Origin of the sequence: Ulvibacter litoralis (genome assembly GCF_900102055.1) — a bacterium.
GTDB lineage: Bacteria > Bacteroidota > Bacteroidia > Flavobacteriales > Flavobacteriaceae > Ulvibacter > Ulvibacter litoralis.
In genome coordinates this window covers 438,577-450,275 of sequence record NZ_FNBA01000002.1, presented here as the reverse complement: position 1 = coordinate 450,275, position 11,699 = coordinate 438,577, and the positions used below count along the sequence as shown (strand labels likewise).

Sequence of the window (11,699 nt, the reverse complement as noted above, 5' to 3'; positions counted from 1 at the left end):
ACCCTTTAGCATGAAAGTATTAGCAAACGACGGAATTTCAACATCTGGAGTAAAAGCCCTTGAAAAAGCAGGTTTTGAAGTAATTACCGTAAAAGTAGCACAAGAGCAATTAGCAAATTACATCAATGAACATCAAATTGATGTGTTATTAGTTCGAAGCGCAACTACAGCACGAAAAGAACTTATTGACGCCTGCCCTAGCCTTAAAATAATTGGTCGTGGTGGTGTTGGTATGGACAATATTGATGTTGACTACGCACGTGAAAAAGGACTACAAGTAATTAACACTCCAGCAGCTTCTTCAGCTTCTGTTGCCGAATTGGTATTTGCGCATTTATTTACAGGAGTACGCTATTTACACGATTCGAACAGAAATATGCCTTTAGATGGTGATAGTCATTTTAAAGATTTGAAAAAGAATTATGCTGCGGGGAGCGAATTAAGAGGTAAAACCATTGGAATTATTGGTTTTGGACGTATTGGTCGTGAAGTAGCTAAAATTGCACTTGGCTGCGGAATGAAAGTAATTGCAAGTGATAGTCACGTTGGAGAGGCGGATATTACCTTAGATTTTTACGACGGACAACAAGTAACGCTTAAAATTAAAACAGAACCTGTTTCTGAATTAATTAAACACAGTGATTTTATTACCCTTCATGTTCCGGCGCAAAAGGAATATGTAATTGGTAAAAAAGAAATTGAACAAATGAAAGACGGTGCTGCCTTAATCAATGCTGCTCGTGGAGGTGTTATCGACGAAGTTGCGCTTGTGGAAGCTTTGGATAGCGGAAAATTATCATTTGCTGGATTAGATACTTTCGAAAACGAACCCATCCCAGCAATTAAAGTACTGATGAACACCAAGATATCGCTAACTCCTCATATTGGAGCGGCAACAAATGAAGCTCAAGATAGAATTGGCACAGAACTTGCTAATCAGATAGTAAGTATTTTAATAAATGCTTAACATTTTTACTATATTTATAATCTTATTAACAAAAACAACTTTAAATGGCTTCAATTTTAGACTTATTAAACAGTGACATGGGTAAGCAGCTTATTAGCGGCGCAAGTGCTCAAACCGGACAATCAACAGACAAAACTGCTACAGTATTAAGCATGGCAATGCCATTCTTATTAGGAGCTATGAAGAAAAATGCATCAACTCCAGATGGAGCTGCTGGATTATTAGGAGCCTTAAATAGTAAACACGATGGTGGTATTTTAGACAACCTTGGTGGTTTATTTAGTGGTGGTGTAGATGAATCTGTACAACAAGACGGTGCTGGAATTTTAGGTCACATTTTAGGTGGAAGCCAACCAAAAGTAGAAAATGCACTTAGCCAGAAATCTGGTGTAGATGCAGCTTCTGTAGCACAAATATTAAAAGTAGCGGCTCCTATTCTTATGGGAGTTTTAGGAAAAGAAACACGTCAAAACAACGTAAGTGATTCTAATGGTCTTGGAGACTTATTGGGAGGCTTAATGGGCGGAGGAAGTCAATCAAATGACGATCAAAGCTTTATAGAATCATTATTAGATGCAGATGGCGACGGTAGTATTATCGATGATGTTGCTGGAATGGTTTTAGGCGGACAAAAGAAAAAAAGTGGTTTAGGCGGTCTTCTTGGAGGATTATTTGGAAAATAAGCCTAGAATCTCTTTATTATAAAACAAAAGCCATTCGCACTTGTGAATGGCTTTTTTGTTAAAGGAAGTTAAAACAGCTATCCTAATGCTTTCAAATTAGTAATTTTATAAAAAACACAAGTATGAAGTATCTTGTTTCTCTTTTAATTGTTGCTTTTGGAATTTACAGTTGTGAATCTGGAAAATCGACGGTGAAAAATACTTCCGATACTACAACTGCTGTAAATGACACCGTTCGTATTGCAAATGATAGTCTTGAATACGAAATACTCATTATTGAACCAGGTTTTAACTCTTGGATACAAACACAACCTCCCAAAGGATATTACGGACTTACATTTCTTGAAAATAAAAACCGATTCTTTGTAAGTGAATACAACAACCGTGTACGAAATCCATTTAATTATTCAACGGCATTATATCCACTAGAAATTGATTATAATATAGGTACTTCGTACGGACTAGAAGTAAATTATATGCTGTATAATTACTTCTTATACTTTCAGAAAAAATACAAACAAAAATTATAGTACAACACTATTGAAGAAACTTAAAGAACGCTGGGGCATTGATAGCAACTGGCAACTAATCGTAATATTCATTGTATTTGCCATTACTGGAAGCACGTCGGCCAAACTTGCCGGCCCCCTAACTGAAGCCATCGGAATTACGGATGCAGTGGGCGCTTTTATCTATTGGACCATCCGTATTTTAATCGTTTTCCCAATTTATCAAGTTCTTTTAGTGTTTTTTGGTTGGCTCTTTGGAGAGTTTCATTTTTTTTGGACCTTTGAAAAAAAAATGCTCAAACGATTTGGGCTCGGATTTCTATTTAAAGACTAGTGAATTGTAAAGACCAAATAACGCATAAGGTTGCCTCAGTTTTACTAACATTAGCATTACTGTTTCCTGTTGCTATTCAGTTTATTCACTCGTTAGATGAGCACGAACATACCTTTTGCACCGAGGTAAGTACACACCTTCATGAAAAAAAGTTAGACTGTTCTCTTTGTGACTTTCATTTTTCAGTCGTCACCTTTAACACCCCTACCCTTCCCGATTTTATTATTTCTGAAAGCTTTCCGAAGTTAGTAACTATTTATGAAGCTTCAGAAAATAATACCATACATCATCACTACTACCTACGAGGACCGCCTCAACTTTCTTAATTCCCCAGTTATTTACAAGTATTAAAAAATATAAATTAAGAAAATATGAAATATACATGTTTCTTGCTATTATTATGCCTTAGCATTTCAGGAGCAAGCGCACAAAGTATTCTGTCTGGTAAAATTACCAACCAACAAACTAACGAGCCATTAGTCGCAACCGTTTACTTTCCGAAGTTAGAAAAAGGAGCCGTATCCGATTTTGACGGTACCTACTCCATCATCAATATTCCGAAGGGAACCTATACCGTAGTCTATTCATTACAAGGATACGCAACACTTTCGCAAAAAATTTCATTTTCAGAAAGTGAAACCACAACTTTAGATGTTCAAATGACCGAAAGCGCTGTAGAAATTGAAGAAGTAATCATTTCTACCCCCTTTCACAAATTGCAAAGCGACAACGTAATGAAAGTTGAACGTGTTGCTGTGAATGATTTAAATTCGAAGGGAGCTGTTACTTTGGCCGACGGAATTACAAATATTCCTGGTGTTTCAAGTATTAGTACTGGAATTGGGATTGGAAAGCCCGTAATTAGAGGACTTAGCTCGAATAGAGTGCTTACTTACACACAAGGAATCCGATTGGAAAACCAGCAATTTGGAGACGAACACGGCTTAGGAATTAACGAAGCAGGTATTGAAAGTGTTGAAGTAATTAAAGGTCCTGCGTCTTTGCTCTACGGAAGCGATGCCTTAGGAGGCGTTTTGTATATTAATCCGGAAAAATTTGCACATCGCAATGAAACACATGCCGATGTACAGAGTTCGTATTTTTCGAATACATTAGGTACAGCAACAACTATTGGTGTAAAAACATCTGGAGAAAAGCTTAAATTTTTAGCGAGAGGTGCGTATGCTGCACATAGCGACTACGAAACAGGAAGCGAATACAAGGTGACCAACACCCGTTTTAACGAAAAAGACCTTAAAGCAGGCCTTCAATATCAAGGTTCTATGCTAAAATCTACCTTGCGTTACAATTACAATCGTTCGAACATTGGAATTCCTGAAGAGCTTGGAGAACAAAGCAGTTCGAAAGAATTGTTAGATCCTTATCAAGAGATTGACAACCATATTTTAAGTTGGGAAAACAAACTCTTTTTTGAAAAATCGAGTTTGGATGTTAAAGTAGGTTACACATTTAATGATCGTAGAGAGTTTGAAGAAGAAGTGACTCCTGCCCTTCAGTTAAAATTAAATACTTTTAATTACGATGCAAAGTATTACTTGCCAGACTTTGGACAATTTGAAACTATTGTGGGCGTTCAAGGGATGTTTCAGAAGAACGAAAACTTTGGAGAAGAAGTGTTAATTCCTGATGCAACTGTGACCGATATTGGTGTAATGGGAACCACCCACTACCATTTAGAGAACATCGATTTGCAAGGTGGAATTCGTTTTGACCATAGAGCGATTGAAAGTGAAGCTGTTGGAGAAGCTTCGGAACAGGAATACATTCCTGCCATCGATAGAGATTTTACCAGTTTTAACGCTGCCATTGGCGCAAAGGTTGATTTTTCTGAAACCATTACAGGGCGATTGAATCTTGCCAGTGGATTTAGAGCGCCTAATCTTGCCGAATTAGCCTCAAACGGAGTTCATGAAGGAACCAATCGGTATGAAATTGGAAACACCGATTTAAACAACGAGCAAAATTACCAACTTGATCTTTCCGTAGCTTTTAGAAACGAACACTTTGAAGTTTCTGCCAATGGGTTTTACAATGCAATTCAAGACTATATTTTTATAGCTCCTACCGATTTAACTATCGATGATGCTCCTGTATTTAACTATTCACAAGACAATGCTAATCTGTACGGAGGAGAGTTTGGAGTTCATATTCATCCGCACCCTTTAGATTGGTTGCATTTTGAGAGTAGTTTTGAAACCGTAACTGGAAAACTTAACGATGGTGGTTATTTACCATTAATCCCAGCAAACACACTTCGGAATACATTTCGTGTAGAATTAAGAGATGGAAAACTATTGAAAAAACCGTTTGGCTTTATCTCCTTACAAAACACTTTTGATCAGAAAAATCCGAGTGATTTTGAAACCACCTCGGAAGGGTACAATCTTTTAAGTTTAGGTGTAGGAAGTACGATTGAAATGGGGAAAACAAGTGCCGTACTCGGACTTACAGTCACCAACCTTACCAATGAGAGTTATGTGTCGCATCTTTCGCGATTAAAGGAAGATGGTGTAGAAAACATAGGCCGAAACATTCAAGCTTCAGTGAAGCTATTCTTGTAACAAAAAAAACTCCTTAGCGATTTGCTAAGGAGTTTTTTTTATTAATTATCTGCCTTGACCTTTATGGTACGGCGTGTTTCTCGCTTTTCTTTTTTCCAAACAAATGTGTACAACCACATAAGCGTAAAGGTTGGGATTACATCTGACATAGGAAGAATTTCTTCAACAAAAACAATAACTGAGGCTATTTTACCTTCGTTACCATCGTACATTTCTGACATTTGTTTAGCTGCAAATGGTGCCCAAAGTATATCCAAAAAAGGACCTACTACCGGAATCGCCATCGTTACCATTCCCACGATATCGTAGAATATACCTTTGCGAAGTAAATTATATTTTTCTTTTTCCATTCTGTTGTTGTGTTATAGTTTACACAATATCATAACGCAAGAAACATACCAAAAATTATTCAATATCGAGTAGGTTTCAAACGAGTAATCATTTGTGTTTGAAAGGTTACTCTCTTTAAAAGCACCTTGCAAATAATTTCATCACTATTTGCTATCTATTAATAAAGCCAATTCTCTTTTTCAATTTCATAGCGTCTATCTGTGCAATTATCTCTTTCGTTAAAAAACTCCTTCACAGGTTTCATAAACTTTTTCAAAATGTTTACAGAACCTAAATTTTCTATATTAACATCTGCTGTAACTTTAGCTACCTGTAACGTATTGAAATAGTAATCAATGATCCCTTTAGTAGTTTCTGTTCCGTATCCTTTTCCCCAATACGGGACTCTAAAACGATATCCTAATTCTTTATCTTTTTCGTCGTTCGTTAGAAAAAGACAAAGTCCGATCATTTCAGGATTTCCTTTTTCAAAAATTCCGCAAATACTTCTTTCTTTTTGTAAATCGCTTACTGTTAAATTCAGGTTCTCTTGAAATTTTTGTAACAGCTGTACTTCAGTAAATTTTGGCTGCGGAATGGGCGCTATAATTTTAGGATCAGACAACAATTCTGTAAAATGGCTTTGATCTTTACTCTCTAAAGTCTTAATAATTAATCGTTCGGTTTCAAATATTTTCATTCGTAAGAATTAGCCCTCCAAAATAGTAACGCCTTACGACAAATCGGAACTTATTAATTTTAAAAATTCGTTTCGAGTTTCAATTTTTTCAAACTGTCCGCGAAAACCTGAAGTCGTTGTCATACTATTCTGCTTTTGAACGCCACGCATCATCATACACATGTGAGACGCTTCAATTACAACAGCAACACCTTTTGGTTTTAAAGTATCGTTTATACATTCCAAAATATCGTGTGTCAATCGTTCTTGTACTTGTAATCGACGTGCAAACACATCTACCACTCTTGGTATTTTACTCAGTCCAACAATATGACCGTTCGGAATGTATGCAATATGTGCCTTTCCGAAGAATGGCAAAATATGGTGCTCGCAAAGGGAATACAATTCAATATCTTTTATAATAACCATGTCGTTATACGACTCTGCAAACATGGCGCTTTTTAATATTTCGGCTGGATCTTGACAATGCCCAGAGGTTAAAAACTGCATTGCTTTTGCAGCGCGTTCGGGTGTTTTCACAATCCCTTCGCGAGTTACATCTTCACCAATACCTTTTAAAATATCGGAATAATTATTTTTTAAATCGTCAGTTACTTCGTGATTGTATTCTTCAAAGAATTTATAAGATCCCATGTATGTTTTTCTATTTATGCAATTGTTTATTAAAATTAAATATAGGCAATTAAGCACTATTGTTTTCAGTTTATCAGTCCTTTTTCTTCGGAAAAATTACAGACCAGTACGTTGTATTGTAAAAAAAAGAATAATTCCCTCTTTTCTGAAAAGCCTTCGCTCCTATTTATTGGATAATAACCACGAAAATACTACTTTCACACGATAAACGATTCTGAATGATTATAGCAAAGAACCTTCATAAATATTACGACACACTTCACGTGTTAAAAGGGGTTGACTTACAGATAAAAAAGAGTGAAATAGTTTCGATCGTTGGTGCGTCTGGAGCTGGAAAAACGACACTCCTTCAAATTTTAGGTACCCTAGACTCTATTGATGCAAACGGCGGCTCCCTAACCATTAATCAGACAGATATTTCGACACTTAGTAGAAAAAATTTGGCAAAGTTTAGAAATGAAAATCTTGGTTTCATTTTTCAGTTTCATCAACTATTGCCCGAATTTACAGCTTTAGAAAATGTGTGTATCCCGGCGTTTATTAAAAACACCCCTAAGTCTGAAGCCGAAAAAAGAGCCAAAGAATTATTATCGTTCTTAGGGCTTTCACACAGAGAGTCACACAAACCGAATGAATTGTCGGGAGGAGAGCAACAACGTGTGGCTGTAGCAAGAGCGTTAATTAACAATCCAGCCATTATATTGGCCGACGAGCCAAGTGGTAATTTAGATACCGAAAGCGCTGAAAATCTTCACAACTTGTTTTTTAAACTACGTGATGAGTTTGGACAAACCTTTGTAATTGTTACACACAATGAAGAATTAGCTGCCATGGCAGATCGGAAATTGGTGATGCAAGACGGTAGAATTGTTTTATAAATGACAAAAAACGAGCTTAAAGAGTTTCTAGACGAGAAAGTTGTACAATACAATACGACCAATTTTATAGAGAGTGATCCGATTCAAATTCCGCATCATTTTTCAGAAAAAGAAGACATTGAAATCGCAGGTTTTTTAGTGGCCACTATTGCTTGGGGAAACCGAAAAAGCATTATAAACAACGGAAAACGATTGTTAGACATCATGGGGAATTCTCCGTATGATTTTGTGCTAAATTTTTCAGATAAAGACACAGAACACCTTTCAGGCTTTGTACACAGAACCTTTAATGAAACAGATCTCGCTTATTTTATGAAAGCATTGCAAAACATCTATCTAAACCACGACGGACTAGAAGGTGTTTTTTCGAAGTATGCAGAAGCTGATAGCCTTCAGCCAGCGATTCATCATTTTAAGAACACCTTTTTTAGTTTACCACACCTTCCTAGAACCCAAAAACACGTTAGTGATCCTTTAAAAAATTCCGCAGCAAAAAGAATCAATATGTTTTTGCGCTGGATGGTACGGAAAGACACGACAGGCGTAGATTTTGGACTTTGGAATTCGATTTCAAGTGCGCAACTATCTTGTCCGTTAGATGTGCATTCTGGAAACGTTGCGCGAAAATTAAAGTTGTTAACTCGGAAACAAAATGATGGAAAAGCACTAGTAGAGTTAGATACTTCTCTTCGGAAATTAGATGCCAACGATCCTGTTAAATACGATTTTGCCTTGTTTGGATTAGGGGTTTTTGAAAAATTTTAACTAATATCTCTCGTTCGTTTTAAGTAATTAAAAATTTAGTAGATTGTTATCTAACTTTTATTATAATCTTAACAAAGTCTAGACTTTATTGTATTGTATCTTTATAATCATAACCAATTACCTATGATTCCCCCAAAAAAGCCCACAAATGAAATCGAAAGACTTGCAGAGGTAAAACAGTACAATTTATTGGACACTTTACCTGAAAAGGATTTTGACAATATAACTTCGTTATTAGCATCCATCTGCGAAGTACCAATTTCATTAATCACCTTACTTGATTCTGATCGTAATTTTTTAAAATCTCATTTTGGAATAGCAATTAAAGAATCTCCAAGGGATTTATCTCTTTGTGCACACGCAATTTTACAAGAAAAAGAAGTTTTTATTATTGAAGACACACGAAAAGATGAACGCTTTAAGGACAATCCTATTCTCCAAAAATTTGGGACTGTTTTTTACGCTGGAGCACCTTTAATTAATAAAAATGGATATCCGCTAGGTACCCTTTGCATCTATGATACAAAACCCCGAAAACTCTCGTACAAACAAATAAAGTCTATTATTTTATTATCAAAGCAGGTTGTTAATTTATTTGAGTTACATTCAAAAAACAATGCATTACTTGAGTATCAAATTGAACAACAAAAACGCAACGAACGTTTACACCAATTTGCACATTTGGTTTCTCACGATTTAAAATCGCCCTTAGCTAATATTACCTCACTTACGCGCTTATTAAGAGACGAAAATGAAGGCAACTTAAATGAAGACTCTCTTCAGTACTTAGAATACATAGAAGAATCCTCATTGACGCTAAAAAATTACATTACAGGAATTTTAGATTTTTACAATGCAGGCGAATTACTAGATATTAAAAAAGAAGACATTGCTTTTTCAGACTTGTTTAACGAAATTAAAGAAATGCTTGTTCTTGACAATATACATTTTACGTACCCTAATGTTGGGACCATTAAAAATGTAAATAAGGCTGCGCTTACCCAAATAATTTTAAATCTTGTAGATAACGCATTAAAATACAACGATAAGGAGCAACTTATCGTGAATATTTCGTATTCTGAAAGTCCCGCCTTCCATAAATTTATTATAAAAGACAATGGTATTGGTGTAAATGAAGACATTCAAGAAGATATTTTTGAAATGTTTAAAACCTCTGGCACAAAAGATAGAAATGGAAATGTAGGCACCGGAATTGGTTTAGCCACTGTGTATAGCCTTGTTACAAAACTTGGCGGACAAATATGGCTAGATTCTGAAATAAATAAAGGAAGTACTTTTACCTTTACCTTAAAGAAGTAACTATAATTACATAGCATTTTATATATTTGAAAAATATTTTTAGGAATGCAGTTTAAACACCCAGAACTTCTTTACGCCCTTTTTCTCTTACTCATTCCTATTATTATTCATCTTTTTCAGCTTCGGCGATTCCAAAAAGTAGATTTTACCAATGTAGCCTTCTTAAAAAAGGTAACCATTCAGACCAGAAAAAGTTCACAACTTAAAAAATGGCTCACCCTCTTAATGCGTTTAGGTGCCTTAGCGTGTCTTATTCTTGCATTTGCACAACCTTTTACCGCTTCAAAAACGGCTTTAAACACTAATAAAGAGACTGTTCTGTATCTTGACAATTCCTTTAGCATGCAAGCCAAAGGGTCGCAAGGACCGTTATTACAACGTGCTATCAAAGAGATATACGAACGAACTGGTTCTGAAAAAATAAGCTGGTTTACGAATGATTTTTCAAGAAAAAATGCAGCACCTCAAGACTTTAAAAGTGAGCTGCTGAAAGTTTCGTATTCACAAAAGCAATTAAGTCCTTCGGAAGTATTACTGAAAGCAAATCAGTTGTATTCAAAAGAGAAAGGAAGTTTTAAGCGTCTAGTGTATATTTCAGATTTCCAACTGAAGGAAGCCTTTCCTGAAACACCGCAAGACCTTACCATAGATGCAGTACAGCTAAAACCTGATGCAATGTCAAATATTGCGATAGACACTGCTTATATCGACACAAAAAACACAACGACTACAAAACTGAATGTTGTGGTATCGTCACTTGCCAAAAACACGCAAACCGTTCCTATTTCGTTGTATAATGGCGCTACATTAATCGCTAAAACTGCTGTCGATTTTAGTGAAACGGCCAAAAACACCATTACCTTCGATATCAATACTTCGGAAACTTTTAAGGGAAGATTAGAAATTAACGATCCAAATCTAACGTTCGACAATACCTTATATTTTAGTATTAATACCCCTCAGAAGATTAAAGTATTATCGATAAATGAAGGAAACGCAAATTACTTACAACGCTTGTTCAATCAGCCAGAGTTTGAATACCAACAAGAATCGTTCAACAGCCTAAATTACAACGATATTGCTACGCAAAATTTCATCGTGGTAAACGAAGTAAAAGACATTCCTACTTCTTTAACGACCGCATTAAAATCGTTCAGCGATAATGGCGGAAGCCTTTTTGTGATTCCTTCAGAAGAAACCAATATCACAAGTTTTAATACACTTCTAAACAGCTTCTCAATCGGTAATTTTTCCGAAGAAAGAAAACAAGAAAAACAAATTACACAAATTGTATTCGACCATCCATTATACCGCGATGTTTTCGAAAAAAGAGTGGTAAATTTTCAATATCCGAAAGTAAATTCATACTACGACGCTAGTAGTAATGCCACAGCTGTGCTTCAGTTTGAAGATGGAAAACCCTTTATTCTTCAGAAGCAAAACACCTATATAAGTACTGCTGCGATTAACTCGGAAAATTCAAACTTTCAGAATTCACCTTTAATCGTGCCTACGCTTTACAATATGGCACAGCAAAGCTTGAAGCTTCCAAAATTGTATTACAACATTGGACAGCAAAACACTTTTTCAGTTCCCGTAGCATTGATTCAAGATGAAATTTTAACCCTTCAAGACAGTATTAATAGTTTTATTCCTTTACAGCAAACAAAAGCCAATCAAGTTAATATTACGACCACCGAAATGCCTACGAATGCAGGGATTTTTCAAATAAAACGCAAAGAGCAGTTTCTTGAAAATATAAGTTATAACTACAATCGCAGCGAGAGTCATTTGCAATATGCCGATGCTACTACTTGGGATGGTGTTACAACGTATAAAAATATAGACGCGCTGTTTACTAACATCTCAAAGGAGAACACAATCAACAGTTTTTGGAAATGGTTTGTTATTTTTGCACTGCTATTTCTGCTCTTAGAAATGCTAATTTTAAAGTTTAAAAAGAATTAGCTATAAAAATGATACATCAACACATATCCA

13 protein-coding genes are annotated in these 11,699 nt (G+C 35.7%); 10 read left to right on the top strand and 3 right to left on the bottom strand.

Annotated features, from left to right (window positions below):
* The first annotated feature begins 10 nt into the window (after positions 1–10).
* The 6 genes from BLQ00_RS08125 to BLQ00_RS08100 all read left to right on the top strand — a co-directional run bounded on the left by BLQ00_RS08125 (position 11) and on the right by BLQ00_RS08100 (position 5,075).
* Positions 11–967, top strand: a complete 957-nt coding sequence (locus BLQ00_RS08125) for a D-2-hydroxyacid dehydrogenase (RefSeq protein WP_093142931.1) — start codon at positions 11–13, stop codon at positions 965–967.
* Between the two features lie 44 nt (positions 968–1,011).
* Positions 1,012–1,650: a DUF937 domain-containing protein gene (locus BLQ00_RS08120; protein ID WP_093142928.1), complete on the top strand. Its 639-nt coding sequence runs from the start codon at positions 1,012–1,014 to the stop codon at positions 1,648–1,650.
* Positions 1,651–1,772: 122 nt separating this feature from the next.
* Positions 1,773–2,180, top strand: a complete 408-nt coding sequence (locus BLQ00_RS08115) for a DUF6146 family protein (RefSeq protein ID WP_093142926.1) — start codon at positions 1,773–1,775, stop codon at positions 2,178–2,180.
* 10 nt (positions 2,181–2,190) lie between these two features.
* Positions 2,191–2,493 (top strand): DUF6787 family protein, encoded by a 303-nt coding sequence (locus BLQ00_RS08110; RefSeq protein ID WP_093142923.1) that lies wholly within the window; start codon positions 2,191–2,193, stop codon positions 2,491–2,493.
* Positions 2,493–2,819 (top strand): hypothetical protein, encoded by a 327-nt coding sequence (locus BLQ00_RS08105; protein WP_093142921.1) that lies wholly within the window; start codon positions 2,493–2,495, stop codon positions 2,817–2,819. The genes BLQ00_RS08110 and BLQ00_RS08105 overlap by 1 nt, the downstream gene beginning before the upstream one ends.
* 45 nt (positions 2,820–2,864) lie before the next feature.
* Complete coding sequence (locus BLQ00_RS08100; RefSeq protein ID WP_093142918.1) at positions 2,865–5,075, top strand: TonB-dependent receptor; 2,211 nt, start codon at positions 2,865–2,867, stop codon at positions 5,073–5,075.
* 41 nt (positions 5,076–5,116) lie between these two features.
* Here the strand turns inward: BLQ00_RS08100 and BLQ00_RS08095 are convergent, their stop codons facing one another.
* The 3 genes from BLQ00_RS08095 to folE all read right to left on the bottom strand — a co-directional run bounded on the left by BLQ00_RS08095 (position 5,117) and on the right by folE (position 6,738).
* Entirely contained in the window at positions 5,117–5,425 is a 309-nt protein-coding gene (locus BLQ00_RS08095; RefSeq protein WP_093142915.1) for a hypothetical protein, read from the bottom strand.
* A gap of 158 nt (positions 5,426–5,583) precedes the next feature.
* Positions 5,584–6,105, bottom strand: a complete 522-nt coding sequence (locus tag BLQ00_RS08090) for a GNAT family N-acetyltransferase (protein ID WP_093142913.1) — start codon at positions 6,103–6,105, stop codon at positions 5,584–5,586.
* A gap of 33 nt (positions 6,106–6,138) precedes the next feature.
* Positions 6,139–6,738, bottom strand: coding sequence for a GTP cyclohydrolase I FolE (gene folE, locus BLQ00_RS08085; RefSeq protein ID WP_093142910.1), 600 nt, complete (start codon positions 6,736–6,738; stop codon positions 6,139–6,141).
* Positions 6,739–6,956: 218 nt separating this feature from the next.
* Between folE and BLQ00_RS08080 the strand changes: the two genes are divergently transcribed.
* The 4 genes from BLQ00_RS08080 to BLQ00_RS08065 all read left to right on the top strand — a co-directional run bounded on the left by BLQ00_RS08080 (position 6,957) and on the right by BLQ00_RS08065 (position 11,669).
* On the top strand, positions 6,957–7,616 hold the full coding sequence (locus BLQ00_RS08080; protein ID WP_093142908.1) for an ABC transporter ATP-binding protein: 660 nt from the start codon (positions 6,957–6,959) through the stop codon (positions 7,614–7,616).
* A complete protein-coding gene (locus tag BLQ00_RS08075; protein ID WP_093142905.1) occupies positions 7,617–8,381 on the top strand; it encodes a TIGR02757 family protein in 765 nt (254 codons plus the stop codon). It abuts the gene before it with no gap.
* 123 nt (positions 8,382–8,504) lie between these two features.
* A complete protein-coding gene (locus tag BLQ00_RS08070; RefSeq protein WP_093142903.1) occupies positions 8,505–9,701 on the top strand; it encodes a GAF domain-containing sensor histidine kinase in 1,197 nt (398 codons plus the stop codon).
* 45 nt (positions 9,702–9,746) lie between these two features.
* Positions 9,747–11,669, top strand: coding sequence for a BatA domain-containing protein (locus BLQ00_RS08065; RefSeq protein WP_093142900.1), 1,923 nt, complete (start codon positions 9,747–9,749; stop codon positions 11,667–11,669).
* Positions 11,670–11,699: the final 30 nt, after the last annotated feature.

Excerpts from the sequence above, each read along its gene's own strand:
- BLQ00_RS08125 (WP_093142931.1), top strand. The coding sequence starts at position 11 with ATGAAAGTATTAGCAAACGACGGAATTTCAACATCTGGAGTAAAAGCC.
- BLQ00_RS08120 (WP_093142928.1), top strand. The coding sequence starts at position 1,012 with ATGGCTTCAATTTTAGACTTATTAAACAGTGACATGGGTAAGCAGCTT.
- BLQ00_RS08115 (WP_093142926.1), top strand. The coding sequence starts at position 1,773 with ATGAAGTATCTTGTTTCTCTTTTAATTGTTGCTTTTGGAATTTACAGT.
- BLQ00_RS08100 (WP_093142918.1), top strand. The coding sequence starts at position 2,865 with ATGAAATATACATGTTTCTTGCTATTATTATGCCTTAGCATTTCAGGA.
- BLQ00_RS08095 (WP_093142915.1), bottom strand. The coding sequence starts at position 5,425 with ATGGAAAAAGAAAAATATAATTTACTTCGCAAAGGTATATTCTACGAT.
- BLQ00_RS08090 (WP_093142913.1), bottom strand. The coding sequence starts at position 6,105 with ATGAAAATATTTGAAACCGAACGATTAATTATTAAGACTTTAGAGAGT.
- folE (WP_093142910.1), bottom strand. The coding sequence starts at position 6,738 with ATGGGATCTTATAAATTCTTTGAAGAATACAATCACGAAGTAACTGAC.
- BLQ00_RS08080 (WP_093142908.1), top strand. The coding sequence starts at position 6,957 with ATGATTATAGCAAAGAACCTTCATAAATATTACGACACACTTCACGTG.
- BLQ00_RS08075 (WP_093142905.1), top strand. The coding sequence starts at position 7,617 with ATGACAAAAAACGAGCTTAAAGAGTTTCTAGACGAGAAAGTTGTACAA.
- BLQ00_RS08070 (WP_093142903.1), top strand. The coding sequence starts at position 8,505 with ATGATTCCCCCAAAAAAGCCCACAAATGAAATCGAAAGACTTGCAGAG.
- BLQ00_RS08065 (WP_093142900.1), top strand. The coding sequence starts at position 9,747 with ATGCAGTTTAAACACCCAGAACTTCTTTACGCCCTTTTTCTCTTACTC.